At 64.5% G+C, this 23,369-nt stretch carries 19 protein-coding genes and 1 pseudogene; 10 read left to right on the forward strand and 10 right to left on the reverse strand.

Translation table 11 applies throughout. The annotated features are described in order from the left end of the window. Positions 1-53 precede the first annotated feature (53 nt). Both J7643_14965 and J7643_14970 read left to right on the forward strand, forming a co-directional pair. Positions 54-1,127, forward strand: coding sequence for an ABC transporter permease (locus J7643_14965; GenBank protein ID MBO9541887.1), 1,074 nt, complete (start codon positions 54-56; stop codon positions 1,125-1,127). An 80-nt stretch (positions 1,128-1,207) separates the two neighbouring features. Beyond that, positions 1,208-1,723, forward strand: a complete 516-nt coding sequence (locus tag J7643_14970) for a hypothetical protein (protein MBO9541888.1) — start codon at positions 1,208-1,210, stop codon at positions 1,721-1,723. 83 nt (positions 1,724-1,806) lie between these two features. On the opposite strand, the gene J7643_14975 is transcribed toward J7643_14970, so the two are convergent. Next, positions 1,807-2,394 (reverse strand): tetratricopeptide repeat protein, encoded by a 588-nt coding sequence (locus J7643_14975; protein MBO9541889.1) that lies wholly within the window; start codon positions 2,392-2,394, stop codon positions 1,807-1,809. 150 nt (positions 2,395-2,544) lie between these two features. Here J7643_14975 and J7643_14980 point away from each other — a divergent pair, with 150 nt between their 5' ends. Continuing rightward, positions 2,545-3,540, forward strand: coding sequence for a hypothetical protein (locus J7643_14980; protein MBO9541890.1), 996 nt, complete (start codon positions 2,545-2,547; stop codon positions 3,538-3,540). On the opposite strand, the gene J7643_14985 is transcribed toward J7643_14980, so the two are convergent. Continuing rightward, positions 3,541-4,980: a hypothetical protein gene (locus J7643_14985; protein ID MBO9541891.1), complete on the reverse strand. Its 1,440-nt coding sequence runs from the start codon at positions 4,978-4,980 to the stop codon at positions 3,541-3,543. Between the two features lie 229 nt (positions 4,981-5,209). Between J7643_14985 and J7643_14990 the strand changes: the two genes are divergently transcribed. The 7 genes and pseudogenes from J7643_14990 to J7643_15020 all read left to right on the forward strand — a co-directional run bounded on the left by J7643_14990 (position 5,210) and on the right by J7643_15020 (position 13,519). Further along, complete coding sequence (locus tag J7643_14990) at positions 5,210-6,112, forward strand: AEC family transporter (protein ID MBO9541892.1); 903 nt, start codon at positions 5,210-5,212, stop codon at positions 6,110-6,112. A gap of 138 nt (positions 6,113-6,250) precedes the next feature. Further along, positions 6,251-6,730, forward strand: a complete 480-nt coding sequence (locus J7643_14995) for a hypothetical protein (GenBank protein ID MBO9541893.1) — start codon at positions 6,251-6,253, stop codon at positions 6,728-6,730. Then, on the forward strand, positions 6,727-8,019 hold the full coding sequence (locus J7643_15000) for an exonuclease SbcCD subunit D (GenBank protein MBO9541894.1): 1,293 nt from the start codon (positions 6,727-6,729) through the stop codon (positions 8,017-8,019). Before J7643_14995 ends, J7643_15000 begins: the two co-directional genes overlap by 4 nt. Before the next feature lie 2 nt (positions 8,020-8,021). Continuing rightward, positions 8,022-11,060 (forward strand): SMC family ATPase, encoded by a 3,039-nt coding sequence (locus J7643_15005; GenBank protein MBO9541895.1) that lies wholly within the window; start codon positions 8,022-8,024, stop codon positions 11,058-11,060. A gap of 345 nt (positions 11,061-11,405) precedes the next feature. Next, positions 11,406-11,930, forward strand: coding sequence for a hypothetical protein (locus tag J7643_15010; GenBank protein ID MBO9541896.1), 525 nt, complete (start codon positions 11,406-11,408; stop codon positions 11,928-11,930). Positions 11,931-12,541: 611 nt separating this feature from the next. Further along, positions 12,542-12,622: pseudogene (locus J7643_15015) on the forward strand (sulfur globule protein CV1). 300 nt (positions 12,623-12,922) lie between these two features. Next, a complete protein-coding gene (locus J7643_15020; GenBank protein ID MBO9541897.1) occupies positions 12,923-13,519 on the forward strand; it encodes a hypothetical protein in 597 nt (198 codons plus the stop codon). Positions 13,520-13,577: 58 nt separating this feature from the next. Here J7643_15020 and J7643_15025 read toward each other — a convergent pair whose 3' ends face one another. The 8 genes from J7643_15025 to J7643_15060 all read right to left on the reverse strand — a co-directional run. Then, the gene (locus J7643_15025; protein ID MBO9541898.1) at positions 13,578-15,218 is read right to left on the reverse strand and encodes a transporter; all 1,641 of its coding nucleotides are present in this window, start codon (positions 15,216-15,218) and stop codon (positions 13,578-13,580) included. Between the two features lie 3 nt (positions 15,219-15,221). Continuing rightward, positions 15,222-15,668, reverse strand: a complete 447-nt coding sequence (locus J7643_15030; GenBank protein ID MBO9541899.1) for a universal stress protein — start codon at positions 15,666-15,668, stop codon at positions 15,222-15,224. A 78-nt stretch (positions 15,669-15,746) separates the two neighbouring features. Then, on the reverse strand, positions 15,747-16,226 hold the full coding sequence (locus J7643_15035) for a YfcE family phosphodiesterase (protein ID MBO9541900.1): 480 nt from the start codon (positions 16,224-16,226) through the stop codon (positions 15,747-15,749). Continuing rightward, positions 16,223-16,780 (reverse strand): RdgB/HAM1 family non-canonical purine NTP pyrophosphatase, encoded by a 558-nt coding sequence (gene rdgB, locus J7643_15040; GenBank protein ID MBO9541901.1) that lies wholly within the window; start codon positions 16,778-16,780, stop codon positions 16,223-16,225. Before rdgB ends, J7643_15035 begins: the two co-directional genes overlap by 4 nt. A 10-nt stretch (positions 16,781-16,790) precedes the next feature. After that, positions 16,791-18,974, reverse strand: a complete 2,184-nt coding sequence (locus tag J7643_15045; GenBank protein MBO9541902.1) for a bifunctional (p)ppGpp synthetase/guanosine-3',5'-bis(diphosphate) 3'-pyrophosphohydrolase — start codon at positions 18,972-18,974, stop codon at positions 16,791-16,793. 99 nt (positions 18,975-19,073) lie between these two features. Beyond that, positions 19,074-20,780, reverse strand: coding sequence for a single-stranded-DNA-specific exonuclease RecJ (recJ, locus tag J7643_15050; protein MBO9541903.1), 1,707 nt, complete (start codon positions 20,778-20,780; stop codon positions 19,074-19,076). 343 nt (positions 20,781-21,123) lie between these two features. Further along, the gene (locus J7643_15055; protein MBO9541904.1) at positions 21,124-21,780 is read right to left on the reverse strand and encodes a hypothetical protein; all 657 of its coding nucleotides are present in this window, start codon (positions 21,778-21,780) and stop codon (positions 21,124-21,126) included. A 26-nt stretch (positions 21,781-21,806) separates the two neighbouring features. Continuing rightward, on the reverse strand, positions 21,807-23,369 hold a 1,563-nt coding region (locus tag J7643_15060), incomplete at its 5' end, for a hypothetical protein (protein ID MBO9541905.1).

Below are 23,369 nucleotides of genomic sequence, written 5' to 3' on the forward strand. Positions count from 1 at the left end.
CGCAGACCGCTCACAACGCCACCCAGGCGGAGAAGGACGGCCTCGACGAGAAGATGGTCTCCTCGCGCGTCCGCGTGTGGCGCCGCTTCCGCAAGCACAAGATGGCCATGGCGGCCGGCGCGGTGCTCATCGTCATGTACCTGGTGATGCTCTTCGCGAGCTTCATCGCCCCGTACACCGACGCCACCGAGCATCGCACCCTCTCGCTCGCGCCGCCCACTCCGATCCACGTCATGCACGAGGGCAAGTTCATCGGGCCCTTCGTCTACAACGCGGTCCGGCACTTCGACCCTGATACCCGGCTCATGAGCTATCAGGAGGATCGGAGCAAGCCCTATCGCTTTCAGTTCTTCGCCAAGGGCGACCCCCACAAGCTGCTGTGGGTGATCCCGACCGATCGCCACCTGTTCGGGGTCGCGAAGCCCGGTAACGTCTTCCTGTTCGGTACCGACCAGATGGGTCGCGACCTGCTCTCGCGCATCCTGTACGGCTCGCGGGTGTCGCTGACCGTCGGCATCATCGCCATGGCGATCTACATCCCCATCGGTCTCACGGTGGGCGGCATCGCCGGGTACTTCGGCGGCTGGGTGGACAACACCTTGATGCGCATCGTCGAAGCCCTGATGGCCTTCCCCTCGTTCTACCTGCTCTTGGCGCTGTTCGCGGCGACCCAGAAGTGGGAGATTACCTCGTTCCAGCGCTACATCGTCATCACGGCCATCCTGAGTTTGCTCGCGTGGACGGGCCTGGCCCGTGTCATCCGAGGCATGGTGCTCTCGATCAAGCAGAACGAGTACATCGAGGCCTCGAAGGCCGCCGGCGCCTCGTCCTGGTGGATCATCACCAAGCACGTCCTACCGCAGACCTCGACCTGGGTCATCATCAGCGCCTCGCTGTCGGTGCCGAGCTTCATCCTGAGCGAGTCGGCGCTGTCCATGCTGGGCGTGGGCGTGCAGGAGCCCGCGGCGAGCTGGGGCAACATGCTCAACCAGGCGCTCGACATCCCGAGCTTGACGCTCTACCCCTGGCTGACCCTGCCCGGCTTCTTCATCACTATCGCGATCGTCGCCTTCAACTTCCTGGGCGACGGCCTGCGCGACGCGTTCGATACCAAGCGCCGGGTCTAAGAGACCAAGTTCTTCGGTCATTCGCCCCTCGATAACCCCTTCTTGCCTCCTTAGCATTGGAGGCAGGGAGGGGTTGCGTCATGAAGGCACGTGCATGGGGTGCGCTACTCAGCCTGGGCTTGGGGGGGATGGTGCTCATCGCCTGCTCCGAGCCCGAGCCGACGACCTACGTCTTTCGCTCGGCTCCGCCGAAGGTGCCGACCGCGACGAACCAGGCCACCGTGAGCGTCGGGGTCCTGACGGGCAAGATCTTCCTCGCCGACAGCGAGGAGCTGGATCGCGCCACGGGCCTGCCCAAAGGGTACCGGCTCCTCGACGGCGAGGCCAAGGTGTCGGTGCGGGTGACGGTCGATCTCAAGACGCGGACGCTGAATGGGACGGTGAATGCCGGGAACTACCGGGTGACGGGGGTGCCCGTGGGGGTACCGGTCCAGGTGACGGCCGGGCGTACAGGGACGGTCTCCAAGACCCAGTCCTACGCCATGCCGCCCAACGGGCAGGGCCGCCTCGACTTCGTCTACGCGGGCGGCAAGGGCGATAGCTACCTGGTCGGGCCGCCGGCTTACGCGACGCCTGCGATCAAGGATGGCAAATAGGGTTAGAGGGTCTGACAAGACTGTTCCATCAAGCCGCCCTCGGCGGCCAATGGCCGTCACATGCCTGGTTTTGTCAGATGCTCTTAGCGCGTGGGCGCGCCCAGGGAGTTGAGCAGCTCCGAGAGGTGCTGCTTGCTGGCTTCGTCGTTGGCGAGCAGCTGCGCTTTCGTCCACTCGGTGCGGGCTGCTTCGAGCTGGCCCTCGGAACGGAGGACGACCCCCAGGTTGAGGTGGGCCTGCAGGTGGTCGGGGTTCTTGGCGATGACGGCCTCGAAGGCCTGCTTGGCCTCGGCGGTGCGGCCCGAGTAGAAGAGGGCGGTGCCGTAGTCGACCCGGACGTTGTGCTCATCCGGCTGGATGGCGAGCGCGCGGGTGTAGGTCGCGGCGGCTTCGGGGTAGCGCTTGAGGTCGTAGTAGCTGTTGCCGAGGAGGGTGAGGATCGCGGCGTCCTTGGGGTTATCCTTGGCGGCGGCTTCGAGCTGGGGGAGCGCCTGGCCGATCGTATCCACGGGCTGCGGGCCCCGGTCGAAGATGCTCAGCAGCGGCACCAGCGACGAGATCAAGACGGCGAAGCCGAGGATACCGATGCCGACGCGCACCACCCAGTTGCGCTTCTTCTGGGGGATCTCCTCGTCGCGCTGGGGGGCACGCCGTACGACCTTCTGTTTCAATTCCGTCTATCCCTGATACCTGATGATGAGCGGTTCCGCGCCTATTCTACACGGCCGGACGCCGCTTGGCCACGCGGTTGTTCCCAAGAAGCAAGCTTTCCCTTAATATGCCGATAACCTAACAACGGATTCCTGGCCCTGGAGGTGCACGTGCGCTCAGCCCCCCATCCCTCGCCGCGAAAGGCTCCCCTCGCGATCGCCATGCTGGCCGTATCGGTCCTGAGCGCCGCTTCGGGGCTGACAGGGTGCGGCGAGGGCCCCACGGGGGCACCGAGCGCGAACGGGGCGGCCTCCTTCGGGATCCTGGGCACGCTGCCCTACCACCGGATCGATCCCGTGCCGTTCGGGCCTGCACGCTTCCCTGCCTGGGTCGTCGCCCATCGCGGCTACTCGAGCCGCTACCCCGAGAACACCGTCGCCGCGGTTCGGGCTGCCGCCGAGTTCGGCGTGGATATGGTCGAGGTGGACGTGCAGCTCACCAAGGATCGCGAGCTGGTGGTCATGCACGACGCCAGCGTCGACCGGACCACCAACGGCAAGGGCAACGTCCGGGACCTGAAATTCGCGCAGATCCGCGCGCTGGATGCGGGGAGCAAGTTCAAGCCCGAGTTCGCGGGCGAAAAGGTCCCCACCCTGGACGAGGTCCTGGATGCGGTGCGGGGCAAGGCGATGCTCAACATCGAGGTGAAGGGCAAGCTGAACGCCGAGGAGCGCGCCTTCATGGCCGCCAAGGTCAACGAGGCGATCGAGCGCAAGCAGTATCTTTCGCACGTCCAGGTCATGTCCTTCGACAGCGCCTTCATGCAGGAGATGCGCCGGGTGAACCCGCGCGTCAGCTGCGCGCTGCTCGGCCTGGTGGACCCGCTCGACCATCGCCTCTCGAGGGCCACGAAGCTCAAGATGGACGGGCTCAACCTGATGCTGGCCACGCTCGACTCGGGCGACGTGGAGCAGATCCAGAAGGCGGGCCTCAGGGTTCACGTCTGGACGGTCAACAAGCAGAAGACCATGCTCAAGGCCCTGGGGCGCGGGGTGAACGGCCTCATCACCAACTACCCGGAGGTGGCGATGGCCGCCATGGACTCCTACTTCAACGGCAAGCCCCTGCGCATGATGCAGGACGGCGAGGACGAGATCGAGTCCTAGCTACTGCGGCCGCTCCTTCTTGATGCTCGCCTGATAGGTGACGACCACCTCGCCGCCCGCCGGGACGGTGGGGGTGAACTTGGCCTGGGTGGTCGAGAGCTTCTCGAAGGGGATGGAGCTGCTGGTGATGGTCCAGTCGCCGTTCATCTGCTCGATCAACTCGACGGTGACGGGCACGTCCTGCTGGTTGCGCAGGGTGATGCGGTAGGCGACCTCCTGGCCCTGATCGGTCACCCGGTAGTCGGTCTGCACGCGCTTGGCGGTGACGTCGAAGGCCTCGCCGAGATCCAGGATGAGGTCCTGCTCCTTGGGGGTGTCGGGGATGCGCGGTTCGCCTGCGATCGCAAGTCGCCCCTGCGTATCGGGCGTGTAGACGGCGACCTTGCCGCGCGGGATGGGCAAGCCCAGGCCCGAGGCGCCGGTGTTCTTGATGGTGAGTCTGAGCCGCGCCTTCTGGGGCAGCTCGGGCTCGGTGATCCGGTAGAAGGCCACGGCGCTCTCGAACCGGTAGACCCGGGTGATGGCGACCCCGTCCCGGGTGCCGAGCTTGAGGCGCTCCTCGGCGCCACGCGCAAGCGTCAGGGGCTCGGGCAGGACGTACTGGTAGCGCGCGGCGTAGGGCTCGGCCGGGATGCTCTGGGCCGTGTCGGCATAGGCCCGGGCGCCGCCCGCGAGCATGGGAAGAGGGACGATGTGCTCCTTGCGGGTGACGTCGCCCGCGACGAGGGTCACCCGGGCGTTCCGATAGGCGGCGCCCGAACGGTTGGTGATGGCTGCCCAGTGGGTCCACTCGCCCCGGGTCTGGAGCCGGTCGGTGACGAGGGTGTACTCGCTCTGCCAGCCGAGCTGGTTGGCGACGTAGGAGGCGGTGGCGACGCCGCTCCAGGGGTTCGAGGGGGCGGCGATCCACTCCAGGGTGGGATCGGTCGCGAGATCCGGCCGGTCGGGCAGGGCGACCTTGCCGGGGGGCTCGGGGTAGATCGTGTCGCCGATCTTGTAGACGGGCCCCGTGTCGGTCATCAGCAGGGTGGCCTGAAGGGAGCCCGTGGCGTCCTTCGGGACGATCTCGACGATGCTGCCGTGGTACTGCTCCAGCAGCTTGTCGCGCGTCTTGAGGTCGTAGCGGAAGCGCCGGGCGTCGACCCGCGCCGGGATCTGGAGATAGGCGTTGCGGTCGTCGGTCTGGGAGGGGACCCCGGGGAAGCGAACGATCTGGTCCCCTGACCCCAGGCTGACGGGCCGCGCGTCCGTGACGAGCGCCCAGCTGTCACCGTACAGGGTGAGCGCGAGGGTGGCCGAGGCGTGGGGGGCCTGCTGCACGGGCAGGCCCCCCCAGTTCATCGCGGCGACCCCCCACGCCAGGCCGGGGCCCTTGCAGCCAGCGAGGATGCTCAGGCTCGCAGCGACGCGGATTGCCGTTCCGAACGTCCGCTTCTTCACGGACCGCCTCCTTTTGCTCTTCGTGGACAAGCCCTGTTTTAGCTCGAAGCCCGTTGTCGGTAAACGGATGCTCTTTCGGCCCAAAGGCGCGGGGACCGCCGCGTGATGCGGCTTAGGGGCCCAATGGAGAAAAGCTTGGGGTTCTCTCGCAGGTGATATAGTTGAAAGGCGGCATGGCGCTCGGCGCCTGGGATTCAGCCGCCTCACCCGACGATGAAGGCCCCTGTCCATGTGGAGTACCGCCCTGCTCTTCGCCCTGATGATCGCAGCCGGCTATGCGTTTCGCCGCCTGCGCCTCGTGGGCCCCGACGCGACCCGCGACATCAATCAGCTGGTCATCAACTTCTGCCTGCCCTTCCTGATCTTCCTCTCGCTGCACCGCGCCGTCCTGTCGTGGTCGTACGCGGTGATGCCTGCGATCGCCTGGTTTTCGATCCTGCTCGGCATCGGGATCGGCTGGGGGCTCGCCCGCTTGGGCGGCCTGTCCAGGTCCCAGGCAGGGGCCCTGATGCTCCTGATGTCGCTGGGCAACACGGCCTTCATCGGCTACCCAGTCCTCTCGGCGGTGTACGGTCTGGAGCACCTGACGCTCGGTATCTTCTACGACCAGCTCGGCATGTGGATCGCCCTCAACACGGTGGGGATCGCGATCGCAAGCAGCGCCGGCGGCACCGCGGTCCGGCCGCGGGACCTGATGCGCAAGCTGCTCTCCTTCCCGCCGCTCTACGCGGTCATCCTGGGCTTTGCGCTGCACGGCCTCGCGATCCCCGGTTGGCTGGACGGAGCCATGCAGCGGATCGCCGACATGACGACCCCCCTCATCATGTTCTCGCTGGGGCTGGCCCTCAGGGCGAGCAACTGGCGCCAGGATTCGCGTCTGGTGGGGACGGTGGTGCTGGTGCGGCTCGTGCTCATCCCGCTCGTGGTCTGGGGGCTGGTCAAGGTCCTGGGCTTGCCGCCGACCTTCCAGCAGACGGCGGTGCTCCAGGCGGCCATGCCGACCATGCTGTCGTGCCTGACGCTGGCGGTGCTCTACGAGCTGGACGTGGTGCTCGTCGTGAACGGGCTGATGGCGACCATCTTCTGTAGCCTCGTGACGCTGCCCATCTGGTATCGCTTGCTGGCGCTTTGAGTTAGCCGTCGCAAACTGTTAGGATGGTTGGATACCCGGCAAGACGGTTTCCGCAAGCCGCTCGTAGCGGCGCTTCGCGACTCTTGGCCGTACTTGTCGGGCCCCGTGCGATCCGTCCCACCCTCGAAGGAGCCCTTGATGTCCGCCGCCGAAGACCGCGTCCGCTTTGCCCGTGAACTCCGCATGTCGGTGGGGGGCATGTTCCTCACGGTCGTGCTCTACAGCGCGATCGTCGTCTGGCTGTGGAAGGTCGCACCCGTGCCGATGAACCGGACCCTCGAGATGCTCGAAGGGATCTTCCTGGTGGTGGCGAACGCCCTCTTGCTCGGAGGCTTCATCTACTGGCGCCGGCTCCCCTTCAAGAAGATGAAGGAGCTGCCCGCCCGCAAGTTCGGCAAGGCCGAGCGCGAGCCCGGGCCCACCCCGCGCGCCCTCGCCCTTCGCAAGCACACCTTCATCGTGGCGGCCATGCTGGAGGGCCCCGCGGTCCTCGGCCTGGTGCTGCACGCCATGGGGGCGCCCACTTCGCACTCGCTGACCTACATCGGCGCGAGTGCGCTCGGCGTGATCTGGCTCTGGCTCGCCATTCCTCGTAAGGCCCAAGAGGTGCTCGCTTGAGCCGCACGCTCAAGTTCCTGCACGTCGCCGACATCCACCTTGGCGCTACCCCGTACCACCACGAGGAGCGCAGCAAGGACTTCTTCCGTGCGCTGCACCACGTCGTCGTTCGCTACGGGGTGGAGGAGGGCGTGGACTTCGTGGTGGTCGCAGGCGACCTCTTCGACAAGCGCAACATCGAGCCGCGGGTCCTGACCCAGGCGACCGTCGTCTTCAAGGAGCTCAAGGAGGCGGGGATCCCCGTCTTCGCCATCGAGGGCAACCACGACCGTTCGGGGCATTCAAGCCAGGTCACCTGGCTGCGCTACCTCTCGGACTGGGGCTGGTTCCGCTTGCTGGAGCCCGCGCACCAGGAGGACGGCAGCATCGTGCTGCACCCCTGGAGCGACGAGGAGCATCACGGCGGCTACCTGGACTTCAAGGGCGTGCGGATCGTGGGCTCCAAGTGGTACGGTGCCACCACAGCCTCGGTGATCAAGCCTCTGGCCGATGCCATCGCGGCCTTGCCCGGCGACCCTTACACCCTCCTGATGTTCCACACGGGCCTGGACGGCTACCTGGACCACTACTCGGGGGGCGTCACCCACCACCAGCTCAAGCCCTTCAAGGAAGCGGGCGTCAACTACCTGGCGCTCGGCCACATCCACAAGCGCTACGACGAGGGGGGCTGGATCTACAACCCCGGCAGCCTCGAAGCCGCCAACGTGGGCGAGTACCGCGAGGAGCGCGGCGCCTACCTGGTCGAGATCGATCCCGAGGCGCGCACCCACGTCGCCACCCACATCACCGACTATCCCTCGCGCCCCTTCCACCGCCTCAGGCTGGACGTGAGCCCCTTCGTCTCGCCCGAGGAGACGATGGAGGCGATCGAGGCGCACCTGATCCGCGAGTGGCCGCGCTGCAAGCCCCAGTGGCCCACCGACGAGACGGTATCGAAGCCCGTGGTGGAGCTGACCCTGCACGGGACCCTGGGCTTCAAGCGTCACGAGCTGGACCTGGACGCGGTCGCTTCCCTCATCGTCAAGCACTGCGACCCGTTGCTGCCTCGCGTGAAGTACGACGCCATCCCGGCCGAGTACGCGGTGGCGCCGGGGGCGGCCATCGGGATGGACCGGAAGGAACTGGAGCGCCAGGTGGTCCAGGACCTGGTGAGCCGGGATGCGCGCTACCAGCCCAAGGCCGAGGCCTACGGCCAGGTCGTGCTCTCCTTGAAGCAGCAGGCGATCGCTGGGGCTCCCCCTGCCGAGATCGCGGCGTACCTGACCCAGACCCTGTCGGAGCTTTCGTAGGCATGCACATCGTCTCGGTCGAACTGGAGAACATCAAGCGGTACACCCACGACCGCTTCGAGTTCATGCTGGGCACCAACGCCATCTCGGGACCCAATGGAGCGGGCAAGTCCACCATCCTGGAGGCCATCGGCTTCACCCTGTTCGATAGTCTTCCCTATAAGAAGGAGGATTTCCTGCGCCGGGGGGCCACGACGGGCACCGTGCGGGTGACCTTCGAGTCCGGGGTGGACGAGCGCGAGTACACGGTCGTCCGCAACACCAAGTCCACCTACTACGTCTTCGACCCCGCCACCAAGACCCGCGTGGCCGAGCAGAAAACGGACGTGCTCGCCTGGCTGCGCCAGCACCTGGGGGTGGCGCCCGATACCGACCTGGACGAGTTCTTCCGCACGACCATCGGTGTGCCGCAGGGGACCTTCACCGCGATCTTCATGGACACGGCCACGCGCCGCAAGGCCGTCTTCGATCGGATCCTGCGGGTCGAGGAGTACCGCCAGTCCTCGGACGCGCTCAAGGAGACGCAGCAGCACTTCCAGGCACGGATCCACGAGGCCGACCAGGAGCTTGCGAGCTACCAGGGGCGCCTCCTGCGCATGCCGGACCTGGAGGTGCAGCAGGCGCAGCTCGAGACCGAGCGCCGCTCGACCGAAGAGCGCCTCGAACGCGCCAAGAAGGAGCTCATGCTCTGGCAGGGGCGCCTCGCCGAGATGGACGCGCTGGAGAAGGCGATCGCCCAGGACCGACGCGATCTGGAGGCCCTCGGCACCAAGCGCGAGTACGCCGCCAAGGAGCGTGACGCGGCCCAGGCCCGCTTCGAAGAGGCCGAGCGCGCCCAGGCCGAGCGCCAGGTCCTCGAAGCGGATCACCAGGCCTACCAGGCGGCGGAGAAGGACCTCATCACCCTCCAGGCGGATCTTGCGGCCCGTGACGCCCTGCGCACCGAGCGCGCCGCCCTGCAGCGTCGGCTGGACGAGGCCACCTTCGCCACCCAGACCCTCAAAGCGCAGCTCGCTGCCCTTGCGAAGGACGCCGAGGCCCGCGAGGCCCTGCTGCCTCAGGTCGAGGCCCAGGCGAAGCACGAGGCGACCCTTGCAGCGCTCAAGGCGCGCCTGGCCGAAATCAAGGCGAGCGCGGAGCGCCTTTCGCGCACGCGCGCCGAGCACCAGACCTGGGCCGAGCGGCTCGAAAAGCTCAAAGCCGAGCTGGATGCGCTCGATGCGCTTCGGGATGCCCCGGCGCGCGTGGAGCAGCTTTCGGCTGCCCTGAAGGAGCAAGAGGCGGCACTCGCGGCGTATCAAGAGGCGGAGCTGAAGCGCAAGGAGCGCGAGAGCCGCCGCAAGCTCCTCGACGAGGCCGCCGCCAAGGAGCGCCGCGCCGTCACGGCCCACGCCGCGACCTTGGCCGGCCTGGAGCCGTTGCGCAAGGTCGCTTCCGAGCTCGATGCCTTGACCGAGCAGGGCCAGGCCCTCAGGGATCGTCTGGCCGTGGTCGAGGCGGAGCTTGCCCGCGATCGCAAGGCCTCCACCCAGTTTCAGGCCGGAAACCTTTGCCCCATCCTCAACGTGGGCTGTCCTATCCTGGAGGGCCAATCCCCCGAGGATTACTACCGGGGCCTCATCACGGAGGGCGAGGCCAAGGCCAAGGCCCTCAACGACGAGCTGCTGGCCCTGCGCAAGCGCTGGAAGGTGGCGAGCGATGCGAGCAAGCAGGTTGCGACGCTCGACGGCATCCGCCTCCAGCACGACGAGGCCAAGGCGGCCCTCGCCAAGCACGAGGCGGCTCTCGAAGCGCTTGTGGCCGAGGAGGCCGCCGCCCCTGCCGCTCCTGGCGAGCGGGAGCGCCTGGCGCAGGCCATTGCTGCCAGCCGCGAGGCCTTGACCAAGGCCCAGGCCGAGGCGGCCCGCTACGCGCAGCGCGAGGGCCTCGCCGCCCAGCGCGACGCGGTGACCAAGGAGCAAGCCGGGCGCGTCGCGGCCATCGCGGTCGACGAGCAGGTGGTCGGAGCGCAGGCAGAGCTTTTGAGCCAGCTCGAGGCCGTCGAGCAGGAGCTTGCGCGCCTGGGAGATCCCCGCTCGCGCGAGATGGCCCTCGCCCGGGCGATCTCCGAGCGCCCCCGCCTCGAAGCCGAGCATGCCAAGCAGACGGCGATCGCCAAGGACGAGGCCGCAGCCCTTAAGATCTTGGACGAGCGTCTGGCCCCTTTTGCCGCCCTCGATGATCGCTTGCAGCAGGCCGCTGCGCGGAAGAAGGCCGCCGAGCCCGGCTACCTGCGCTACCTGGCCGTGGCCGGGATCGCCGACGAGCTGGCTCCGCGCAGCCAGGCGCGCGCCGAGGCGATCGCACGGTATGAGGCGCTCGAAAAGGAGCTTGCGACACTTTCGGCCCAGGCCCGCGAGCGGAGCGGAGCGTACCAGGCTGATGAGCATTCGAGCCTGCGCGAGCGGGTCGAGGGCCTCAAGGCCGAGACCATCCGATTCGAGCAGGCGGTGGGTTTCCTCTCGCAGCAGCTGGAGCGCACGCGGCAGGAGATGGCCGACCTGCGCCGGGTCCAAGAGGAAATGAAGGATGCGATCGCTGCGCGCGAGCGCCTGGTGGCGCACACGTCCTTCGTCGAGTTCGCCCGCTCCACCCTCAAGGAAGCCGGCCCCTACATCACCGAGGCCTACCTCATGAACATCTCGCTGGAGGCCGATCGCCTCTTCCGCGAGATCACGGGCCACCACCACGTCCACCTGAGCTGGAGCAACGACTACGAGATCCTGCTCGAGGAAGAAGGACGCCCTCGCCCCTTCAATAACCTCTCGGGGGGCGAGCAGATGGCCGCGGCCCTCTCGGTTCGCCTGGCGCTCCTCAAGGAGACCTCCAGCGTGGACATGGCCTTCTTCGACGAGCCGACCACCAACATGGACGAGAGCCGGCGCAGCAACCTCGCGCACCAGATAGGCGAGATCCGGGCCTTCAAGCAGCTCTTCGTGATCAGCCACGACGATACCTTCGAGCAGTGGACCGATCACGTGGTCCGGGTGGCCGGCCGATAGCAGTCGACCGAGCCGAAACCGGCCCCATCCCGCCTGTGACCTTGCTCACCCCCCGATAACCGCCGCTTCCTGGGAGAAACGGGTTCCGAGCGGCTTTCAGGGGTCATGATCGAGCAAGCGCAAAGCGTCTGGCGACAGCCCCCCTTGGGCGAAACGCACGTACGGGTCCTTGGTCTTCCCGTGCTAAAAAAGGGGCATCGAAGTTCACCACCGGTCCACGAAATCAAATGACCCGATTCCTAAACGGTATTCCTCTCAAAGAACGCATTTTCTACGCTGCGAAACGTGCCGGTGGTTTTCGCCCCGCCTCAACCGGAGCGAATGAGAAGGAAGGATGGGAACGGTATGCGCGTGAACCACTTCAACGGTCTTCTCGTCGGTCTTGCCCTCGCTCTCGTTGCCAGCGGCTGTAGCACCGCGCCCACCGCGGCCCCGGCCAATCCGGCCCCCGTGGTCCACCCGGTCCAGCAGCTCGAGCCCGCCGGTGGCGCGGCGCCGGTGGCCCCGGCTCCCCTCGCGGTCAATCCCTGTAACCCCTGTGACGGCATCGGGGGCTATGGCCCCTACGCTGGGGCGCCGTACTATCCCTACACGGGGCTTCCTCTTCCGGGCTTGAGCGTCGGTTTTGTTGATACCTTCTTTGACCCCTTCTTCGTGAACGACGTCGTCGTCCAGGACAACGTCCGGCCCGACAACGTCATCCGGGACAGCAGCATCAACATCACCGGGGACAACAACACGGTGATCATCAAGCAGGGCGGCCGCCGCGGCGGGCGCATCGACGGGCTTGACGTGAACATCGACGGCGACGGCAACGTCGTCAAGGTCAAGCAGGGCGGCGATCGCAAGAAGAACGACAAGCACGCCTAAGCTGCCGCATCAGCTGTCTCGTCGCACAGCGCCGGGGGAGGACACGAGTCCTCCCCCGGCGCTGCTTTATCGAGCAAGGGATGAAAACGCCCGTCAAGCTGCCCTGGATCCAGGTGTGAGCTTCATCACGTCCCTAAAACGGATGCTTCTTCGGAGAAGTGGGCGTAGGGCGGCTTTCAGGGGGCAGGATCGAGCAAGCGTAAAGCGTCTGGCGACAGCCCCGCTTAGGCGAAACGCACGTATGGGTCCTATGCTCTTCCGTGTTAAAAATTGACCATCGAAGAATTGATGACCGGCTCATACGGGTGCCTCTTCCCACAGATTGAAACGACTTCCTCTTAAATCTCTCGGATTTCACCTCGAGAAAGAGAGTCGGTGATCTCGCCCCAGGTCAACCGGGGCGCACGAAAAGGAAGGATGGGAACGGAATGCGCATGAACCACCTCAACGGCCTTCTGCTCGGTCTTACTTTCACCTTCATCACCAGCGGCTGCAGCACCGCGCCCACCGCAGCCCCGGCCGCCCCGGCCCCGGTCCAACCGATCCAGCAGGTCGAACCCACCGGTGGCGCAGCCCCGGTGCCCCCCGCCCCCCTCGCCGCCGCTCCCTGCAACCCCTGCGACGGCTTCGGTGGCTATGGCCCCTACGGCGCTCCTTACGGCCCCTATGGCGCTCCTTACGGGCCCTACGGTCTCGGCGTCAGCACCGTCTTCTTCGACCCCTTCGCCTTCAACTCGGTGGTCTTCGACACGGTCGTCGTGAACGACAGGGAGCGTCCCCGTAACGTCATCCGCGACACCACCGTCGACATCGCCGGCAGCGGCAACCAGGTCGTCATCAAGCAGGGTGCCCACGGTGGTAGCCGGATCGACACCCTCGACATCGCGATTAGCGGCGACGGCAACTCGGTCAAGATCAATCAGGGGGGGCGCCGTCGTTAGCCCCCGACCCATTGTGACGAGGCGCGCCTCCACGAGAGAAGGGAAGACTGAATGCGCATGAACGCTACTTACGGGTTCCTGATCGGCCTCACGGCCACGATGGTCACGGTCGGGGGGTGCAGCACTCCCGCCCCCACGGCGCCGAGCGAGCCCGAGCCGGTTGCCCCGGCTCCGATCCAGCCGAACGGTGGGCAGCCCATGCAGCAGGTGGCGCCGCCGCCCGCGCCGGAGCCCTGCCCTCAGCCCATCCCCCCGATGCCGCTCGCGACCAATCCCTGTAATCCCTGTGACGGTATCGGCGCTTACGGCCCCGGCGGTATCGGTCCCTGGGGCGGCGGCATCGGGCCCTGGGGGGGCGTTGGCCCCTGGGGCTGGGACTATCCCTTCTTTGGGAACGCCATCCCCTTCTTCTTCAACGACACGGTCGTGGTCTTCGACGATGACGATCGCAAGGGACACGGTCGCGGTCGGGGCAAGGGCCATCACGGTGGCCACGGCAACGGCAATGGCGGTCACTGGAACGGCAACGGTAATGGCAACGGCGGCGGTCACTGGAACGGCAACGGTAATGGCAACGGCGGCGGTCGGCCGGGCCGTGGCGAGGGCCGCGGGGGCGGTCGCAGCGAAGGGCGTGGCGGACGTCGCTAGCCTTTCTCGCCTCAAAGCTGACGGGCGCCTTCCCACTGTGGGAAGGCGCCCGTGGCGCTCAGCGCGACAGCCACCAGAGCAGCAGCTGCGCACCCAGGATCTTGGCGATCATCGCAAGGGGCATGATCGCTGCGTACGCCCGGTTGGGGGCCTCGGAGCGCGCGCGTTCGTTGGCGAAGGCCAACAGCGCAGGTTGGGTCTGGCCGCCCGCCATGAGGCCGGCGGCGCTCACCCAGTCCGCCCGGAGCAGGGCCATGGCCCCCCAGAGCAGGATCGCGCTCGAGGCGAGGGTGGCGATCGCGCCCACCGCAACGAGCTCGGGGCCGTGGGCGCTCAGGGCCGCGGCGAAGTGGCGGCCCGAGCGCAAGCCCACCGCCGCGAAGAACAGCACCAGGCCCAGCTGGCGAAGCGCGTGGTTGGCCGCGAGCGGCAGGCTCCAGATGATGGGCCCCGTGCGCCCGAGGCGGCCGAGCACCAGGGCGACGAGCAAGGGGCCGCCGGCGAGCCCCAGCTGGAGCTGCATCCCGCCGGGCAGCGGCACGCGCAGAAGGCCGAGCGCGACGCCCATGAGCGCGCCGATCGAGAGGGAGAGGAAGTCGGTCTCGCTGATCCCCTTGAACGAGTCCCCGAAGTAGCGCGCGACCGCCGGCATCTGGTCGGTGCGGGCGACCACGCGGAGCCGGTCGCCGCGCTCGAGCACCGTGTCGTCGGTCGGGACGAAGTCCAGGTCGCCGCGGCGGATCCGGGTGACGATCGCTTCCCAGCGGTTCTCGAGGGCGATGTCGCCGAGCCGACGGCCCACCAGGCGTGGGTTGGAGAGGATAATCCGGCGGAAGTCCACCTCGTCGCGGCGGCTCTCGGGACCGGCGGCCCCCTGGGCCTCGGGGCCCAACAGGCGCTCGGCCCGGGTCAGCGCGTCCGGACTGCCGACCACGCGCAGGATGTCGCCCGCCTGAAGGACCGTGCCGGCGGTCGCCACCGCCACGTGGTCGCCTCGCTGCACGCGGCTGACCCGTACGCCCAGATCGTCGAGCGGCGTTGCTTCGAGCACGGTGCCGATCAAGCCCGGGTTGGTGAGGCGGAGGTTACGGGCGCTGGCGGGCTCGGTCTCTTCGCCGCCGTCGCGCTCCGCCTGCCGGGCCGCTGCTGCCACGTCGATCCGCCGCAGGCGCAAGGTCAACTCCGCCAGGAGGATGGGCAGCCCCACGCCCAGCGGATACGCGATTGAGTAGCCGACGGTGGGCAGCACCGCCGAGGGGGTGCCCCGCAGCGCCTCCGAAACGGCTGCGAGCGCCGGGGTGTTGGTCAAGCTGCCGCAGAACAGGCCCACGGCGAGCGCCGGATCGAGCCCGAAGCGGTGCGCCGCGAGCCAGATGAGGCCCCCCGCGCCGACGATGGCGCCGAGCGCGAGCAGCAGGAGGCCCAGGCCTCGTTCTTTCAGGATGCGGAAGAAGCCGGGGCCCGCTTCGAGGCCGATGGCGTACACGAAGAGCAGGAGCCCGAACTGCCCGACGAGCTCGGGCAACTCGAAGCGCTCGCCGCCCCATGCTCCCAGCCCGAGGCCCACGAACAGGACGGCGGCCACGCCGAGCCCCACTCCACGCAGGCGCACCTGGCTCAGGAGGTAGCCCGCGCCGATGGTGAGAAAGAGGATCCCCAGCGGGGCATGACCCAGCCCCTCGCGCAGCGCGTCGAGCATGGCCTAGACGCCCGCCACCTCGAGCGTGACGCCGACCGGGTAGATCAGCACGCCACAGGGTGCATGCATCAGCACGCTCTCGGCCACGCTGCCGTGGAGCATGCGCTCGGCCCCCTTGCGCCCGTGCGAGCCGAGCACGATCAGGTCCGCGCCGATCTCCTTGGCGCACGCGACGATGGCCGGAGCCGGCTCGCCCGTCTTCACGAGGCCCTGGGCCCCGAAGCCGGCGGCACGCAGCTCGGCCGTGGCGTGGTCGATGGCGCTGAGGGCCGCATCGGCCGCCCCGTCGTAGCTTGCGACCACCTGGGGCAGCTGGTCGGGAAGGGTCGGCCGGGTGATGACCGAAAGGACGAAGAGCTCGAAGGGCTGCGTCCCCAGCACGGCGATGAACTGTCGGATGGCCGCGGCGGAGATGGTGGACCCTTCGGTGGCGATGAGGATTCGGCGCATGGCGGGCCTTTCTAGGGGCAGCAAGAGAGCGACCCCATGAGTCTAGTATGGAAGCCCGAGGGGTCGGGTCCGTAGCAATTACGCGTCGATCGGCAGCCAGTGGTGCGCGATGCGATCGGGAAAGAAGTCGATGAGGCCCACCGAGGGCGGCGTGCCGTCGTAGTTGTAGGCGGCACTCGACGGGCAGAAGGCCTGAACCCGGCCAGCGTCCTGGTAGGCGCGTCGGTGGATGTGCCCGAACAGCACCAGTCGGCAGTCCATGTCGTCCGCGTGCCCGACCAGCTTGACCAGGTCGTGCTTGACCCCGTGGCGGTGGCCGTGGGTGAGCAGGATGGGCCAGCCTTCGAGCTCGATCTGCTTCTCGGGCACCACGTCCAGGGGCAGGTCGTTGTTGCCCAGCACCTGCACGATGGGCACGGGCTGCATGAGGGCGAGCTGCTGGCCGTCCTTGAAGCCGTCGCCCAGATGGACGATCAGGTCGCACCCCTCGGCGAGCCGGGCGATCGCCGGCAGGTTCGCGCGGCCGTGGGTGTCGCTGACGACCAGGAGGCGCTTCACGCCAGCGCCTCGAGCAAGAGGCGCACCGCCCGGGCCCGGTGCGAGTGCGTGTTCTTCTCGTCGGCGCTCAGCTCGGCGTAGGTCTTGCCCAGGCCGTCGACCTCGAAGACCGGATCGTAGCCGAAGCCCCCTTCGCCCCGAGGGGCCTCGGTGACTTGGCCCTTCACGATACCCTCGACCGCGACCTCGCGGCCGTCGGGGTAGGCGAGGACCACCGCGCAGTGGAAGGTCGCCGCTCGGTTGGCCTTGTCGTCGAGTTCGCCGAGAAGCTTGGCGATGCGCGCGGTGTCGCTTGCAGCGTAGCGGGCCGAGGCGATACCGGGCCGGCCGTCCAGGGCTTCGACCGCGATCCCCGAGTCGTCGGCGAGGCACGGCACCTGGAAGCGCTGGGCGCAGGTGCGGGCCTTGAGGCGTGCGTTCTCGACGAAGGTGCTCCCCGTCTCTTCGACCTCGACGGCCTCGGGCATGGCTTCGAGGGTGAAGGGCGCGTCCAGCAAGAGGGGCTGGAACTCGGCGAGCTTGTGGGCGTTGGTGGTGGCCAGGTAGACGATCACGGCGACTTTCTTACTTCTTGTTGACGGGACGGCTCTTCTGCGACTTGGCGACGCGGTAGGCCTGGAGCACGTCGGGGATGCGGCTGAGGGTCGCGATCACCTTCTGGAGGTGGGCCATGTCCAGGACGTCGATGATCAGGGTGATGATGACGATCTTGTCGCGGGCCTGGCGGACCTTGACGGTGCGGATGTTGGTCTTGATGTCCGCGATCCGGATGGTGATGTCCTTGAGGACGCCGACCCGGTCGATGACCTCGACGGCGATCTCGACGGGGTAGCTCGCCGACGCGCTCACGCCGGACCAGCTCACGTTGAGGCGACGCTCGGGCTCGACGGCGAGCAGGTTGGGGCACTCGGTCGAGTGGATCGAGATGCCGCGGCCGCGGGTGACGGTGCCCATGATGGGCTCGCCGGGTACCGGCGAGCAGCACTTGGCGATCTGGAGCTGCATGCCCGCCTCGCCGTCCACCAGGATCCCGGTGCCGTTGCGGGCCTTGGTCGGGACGGGCTTGGCCTTGAAGGTCTCGGCGGTGATCTCGGGCTCGGGCGGAGCGAACTCGGCGCGGATCTGGTTGGCCACCTGCACGGAGGTCTTCTCGCCGTAGCCGATGGCGGCGATCAGGTCGTCGACTTCCTTGTAGTTGAGCTTCTGGGCGATGCCCAGGAGCTTGTCGCCCTTGAGCAACTGTTCGAGACCCGTCCGGCCCAGCTCGCGCTCCAGGGCCTCGCGGCCGAGGGCGATGTTCTCGTCGCGGCGCTGCTTGCGGAACCAGCTGCGGATCTTGTTCTTGGTCGAGCTGGTGGCGACGAAGTTGAGCCAGTCGAGCGACGGGTGGCCGTGCTTGGTCGTCAGGATCTCGACGATGTCGCCGTTCTTGAGGTGGTGGTCCAGCGTGACGATCCGGCCGTTGACCTTGGCGCCGATGCAGCGGTTGCCCACCTCGGTGTGGACCCGGTAGGCGAAGTCCACCGGGGTCGCCCCGGAGGGCAGGTCGATGACGTCGCCTCGGGGCGAGAAGACGAAGACCTCCTCGGCCTGGAGATCCTCCTTGACCGTCTCGACGAACTCCTGGGAGTTCTTGGCGTCCCCTTGCCAGTCCAGGAGCTGCTTGAGCCACGAGAGCTTCTGGTCCGCCTCGGTCAGGGCGCTGCCGCCCTCCTTGTAGCGCCAGTGGGCCGCGATACCGTACTCGGCGACGCGGTGCATCTCGAAGGTGCGGATCTGGACCTCGACCGGCTTACCGCCGGGGCCGATCACCGTGGTGTGAAGGCTCTGGTAGAGGTTGGGCTTGGGCATCGCCACGTAGTCCTTGAAGCGACCCGGGATGGGGCGCCACAGCGAGTGGACCACGCCGAGGACCTCGTAGCACTCCTTGATGTTGTCGACCAGCACGCGGATGGCCGTGATGTCGAAGATGTCCGAGAACTCCTTCGACTGGTTCCGCATCTTCTGGAAGATGCTGTAGAAGTGCTTGGGGCGGCCGTAGACGTCGGCGTCCTTGATGCCGACCCGGCCGAGCTCCTCTTCGATGCTGCCGACGATTTCCTGGATGTAGCGCTCGCGCTCGTCGCGCTTTTCGCCGAGGAACTGGGCGATCTTGTAGTAGTCGTCGGGGTGCAGGTAGCGAAGGCTCATGTCCTCCAGCTCCCACTTGATTTTCCCCATACCCAGGCGGTGCGCGAGGGGGGCGAAGATCTCGAGGGTTTCCTTCGAGATCTCCTGCTGCTTCTCGGCGCGCATGTGCTTGAGGGTGCGCATGTTGTGGAGGCGGTCGGCGAGCTTGATCAGGATGACGCGCACGTCCTTGGCCATGGCCACGAACATGCGGCGGAAGTTCTCGGCCTGGCGCTCTTCCTTGGAGGAGAACTTGAGCTTTTCGAGCTTGGTGACGCCCTCGACGAGCTTGCAGACCTCGCGCCCGAACATCTTGGCGAGCTCGTCGGGCGTGACCTCGGTGTCCTCGAGCACGTCGTGCAGGAGGCCGGCGGCGACGGTGGCCCCGTCCGCCTCGAGCTGCGCCAGGATCAGGGCGACCTCGTACGGGTGGATGATGTAGGGCTCTTCGCTCTTGCGGAACTGCCCCTCGTGCTCGGCGCGCGCGAACTCGTAGGCGCGCCCGACGAGATCGATCTCTTCGGGCGAGGCGTACTTGCCCATGGTGTTGATCAGGGCTTCTGTCGCGATCGCAGTCATGTCCGTCTCCCGAGGCTTTCTATTATATATCGGCGGTGGGGCGTGCGAAGGGTCTTATACCCGCCAAGCGGTAGTTATGACGCCTTTTTTCGGCGCCGCTCAGGCTTGGCCGGCTTGTGAAACGCCGTGCAGGCGCAACTGGACCTTGAGCTGCCCATTGAAGTAGTTGAACTCGGGGGTGAAGGTCAGGGAGATCTCTTCGGGGACCGGGTGGAGCGTTCCCATGTTGAAGCCGACGGCCTCGCGGATCTCGAGCCCGTGCTGCACCTCGAGGAAGAGGTGGCGCTTCTCCTTTCCGCGCAGCTTCTGCTTGACGACCTTGACCTCGCGGACGGCGAGCACCGGCTCGGGGTTGCCCTGGCCCGTGGGCTGCAGCCACGCGAGCTCGCGGACCACCTGGGGGGTCACCTCGGCCAGGTGGACCTCGGCGTCCACGTAGCGGGGCGGGCGCTCCGAGACGTCCAGCCCCTGCTGCTGCACGGCCTGGTTGAGGCGCGCGCGGAAGGCTTCCAGGTTCTCCTGCGAGAGGCCGACCCCGGCGGCCTGGGCGTGGCCGCCCCAGCGCGCGAGCAGGTCGCGCGAGGCCTCGAGGGCCTTGAAGAGGTTGACGCCCTCGGGCGAGCGGCCCGAGCCCTTCCAGTGGTCGCCGTCGAGGGCGAGCAGGATGACCGGGCGCGCGTATGCCTCGACCAGGCGTGCGGCGACGATGCCGATCACGCCGTGGTGCCAGTCCTCCTTGGCGAGCACGATGGCGCTGTCCTTGGCGGGATCCACCTCGAGCTCGGCGAGCATCAGGGCCTCGGCCTCGACCCGCTTGGAGGTCTCTTGGCGCAGGCGGTTGAGGCGATCGAGCTCCAGGGCGAACTCGCGCGCGTCGTCCAGGGTCTCGGAGAGGAAGAGCTTGAGGCCGACTTCGGGATGGTCCATGCGGCCGGCGGCGTTGATGCGCGGCCCGATCCGAAAGCCGATGTCGCCCGCGTTGATGGCTGCCAAGCTGTTGATGTTGGCGATCTCGGCGAGGGCCTGAATGCCGGGGCGCGGCTCGGTCGCGATCAGGTGAAGGCCGCGCCCGACGAGCGTGCGGTTGACGCCGGTCAGGGGGGCCATGTCCGCGATGGAGCCGATGGCGACCAGGTCCAACAGGTCCTCGACGCCGTGCTCGGAGGGGGCGATCGCTTCGAGGGCGCACGCGAGGGTATAGGCGACCCCCACGCCGGCGAGCCCCGCCATCTCGGGCGGGCAGCCGCCCAGGCGCGGGTTGATGAGCGCGTACGGGGTGGGAAGGATCTCGGGCGGGGTGTGGTGGTCGGTGATGATGACTTCCATGCCGCGCGACGTGGCGAATTCGACCTCATGGACGGAGGAGACGCCGTTGTCCACCGTGACGACCAGCTTGAGGCCCCGGTCGGCGAGGTCCTGGAGGGCGTTGCAGTTCATGCCGTAGCCGTCTTCGAAGCGGTGGGGCAGGAAGTACTGGACGTTGTAGCCGGCGCGCGCCAGGTAGCTGAAGAGCAGCGAGGTACTGGTCACCCCGTCGGCATCGTAATCGCCGTAGACGACGATGGGCTCGCCGGTTTCGAGGGTGCTTGCGAGACGGCGGGCGGCCTTTTCGATGCCGGGCAGGGCCCAGGGATCGAGCTCGTAGGGTTCGTGGCCCAGGTAGCGGCGTCCGGCTTGGGGGTCCGAGACCCCGCGGACGGCGAGCATGCGGGCGAGCAAGGGGGTGATGCCGAGTTCGTACGAGAGGCGGTCGATGAGGTCGGCGTCGGCGTCGCGGAGGTGCCAGGTGTCTTCGAGGTGATGCATAGGTTTTTCATACCCCGGAAGGCCTCGCTCCATCTTTACAAGGGGGGGATCTCCTGGTAGGATTGGTTCCTGTTTCGAGGAAACGTCGAGACGTTCGCCGGATTAGCACAGCGGTAGTGCATTCGATTCGTAACCACGTTTGTGGTCCCGGCAGTCCCACAATCAAAAGGTCATGTAACCCTGGAAGCGGAAGGCTCCCAGGGATTTGCTTTTTTTGGGCAATTTGATTCTTTCATGAAACCAATGAAACCCGTGAAACCGATTTCGTTTCACTCAAAACCGGGAGTACATCCGAACTAATGTTCGACAATCCTGACTACTTACGTAAATAGCTTAAATCCGTTTAGACCGAATGCAACTGAGGGATCAATTCTAAAAAGATCTTTTCAACGTGATTAATAAAGTCATCACAAAATTTTGAATTTATACGGATATATCCGATCACTTCAAAACCTGGACCGTGTGCTTCGACGGTTAGCCCTGAAAACCTTTGGGAAAACTGCTGAAACAGGGTAAGCGTCTTTGCGTGTCTAATTCTTCCGATTTCGTGTGTTAAGATATTTCTGATTTTGGAAAAAGTATAAAAATCGTTCCAATACCCGTCTCTAATCTGGTATCCGGCAACTTTTTCGAGATATTTTCTGATCTTCTGTGGACCATCTCCAGTTAAATCATCGATATTTAACTTGCTTCCAGTTGATTTACTGACTGCATCACAAAACCCATACAATTCCGTCTCAACAAACGAAAAGCAAGACAAAAATACGCCCTTGTATAATAATTCCTTGAAATCACGCAGTGCATATTCCTGATATTGCTGGTATACCAAACCGTCTTCGACTTCACTATCACACTTGGCACTTGTTATTTGTTGCGAGACCTCCTCTTTTACCTCATCAAGCCGTTTCTCATAAAGAGAATCAGTTACAGATAGGTACTCTCTCATGGTGCTAAGAGAGTTAATTACGTAATGATGATAAAACTCACCAGTTTCAATCATGATTTCTGACCTACGATTCCCTATTGCTATAAATACTTTCTTGCGATCGCCATTTCAAAGTCAGACAAGCCGTCTAGCGTCCGGGGGTCAATCTTCGCCTTAGCTCTTACTTCATCGACATTTGAGCAATCGAGAAATCGCTTTGCCACCTTGTTAACTAAGTTTGTAGGCAAACCAGTTTCTCGTAATGAGATTTCGTGGTCTTCCACAAAGCCATATTCCAATTTCGTGATAACGTACGCCAAATTAATAGGTTTCTCAGGGCAGACAAAATTATATAAATTTTCGAATGCCGCTAGATAACGAGGCAAGGCGTATTCGAAGTATTTGTAGATCAGGCTGAAGACAGCACGAACACGGGTGTCTATATGAGCTGCCGAATGCTTGGCAATCATATCTTTAATCGTAGGCTGACCATAGAGATACATCTTTGTAAAAAACTTTAGTGAAGACAGTGACTGAAGCCTTGCATTAACTACTCCTTTGTCTGCTTCCGTGAAGAGATTATTGAAGCAAATTTCTATAATGCCGTCGATTTGGGCCTTCTTCGGCATAGCTCCAGAGAACCTCAAGCATTCAACAAGATCAGGGTTATTACGCAAAGTCGTTATCAGAGCCACTTGCTTAAAGATAGGTATGTATTTATTTTTTCTTATTAGTTCGATGGGGATATGATAGCTATCTAGCTCTCGAACGATGCGTTTCCTTTCGGAAAGGTTATACTTTGATAGGTCTTCCTCATCCAGGAGTATGTTTTCTTCTGGGGTAAGGTCATCATAGTCAAAAAGCGCAAAATCAACGTTGTCTAATTCTTCATCCGTTGGAAGATCAACTAAGGAAATAGATCGACCAATAAAATGTGAACCAAGTCTTCCAGCGCGACCTTTGATGTTTTTTACATCAAATCCACTAAGTGGTTCAGTTCCCTTAGTGTTTTCGGCGAAGATTACGTTTCTTGCGGTTGTATTAACGCCTTCAATTAGTGTTGGACTGCACACAATGACACGAATTGCTTTTGCATTGAATGCATCTACAATTTCCGAAGCAACAAACTTTGGTAGTCCTGCATGATGGAAAGCTACGCCCGTACGCAAATATTTTATGAGAGACCATTCATGTGACACGTTGGATTCTATGTACTCAATCAATGCATCCAGATACTTATTATCGGTGACAACAGTTGAGGCATCAGAAATACGCTTTGTTCTAGTCTCTACACTTCTCTTACTTCCAGCATATACTAGTGATTGTCCATCAATATTGTTGATGATTCTTGCGAGATTTTTATCGTTATTCTTATACTTTTGCCATTTTTTATTGCCAATATCTATTGTCGTCGATCTGCTTGATGGGCCAAAGTAAAATTCATCTTTTTGAACTATTTCAGATTCGAAATGTATCATGCGAGCATTCGTGCTTTTCATAAATGCTTTGCTGAAATCACTAAAGTACGGACCAATCAAATAGAAATCACGCGCCATTCTTGCCAAACGATATAGGCAATTCATGAAAACAAGCGATCTGTCGTCTGGCTCCGAGATTTTATAGATTTCATCCATTACGAAAAAATCTATATTAAAGTCCGGGTT

Source organism: bacterium, assembly GCA_017744355.1.
GTDB lineage: Bacteria > Cyanobacteriota > Sericytochromatia > S15B-MN24 > UBA4093 > JAGIBK01.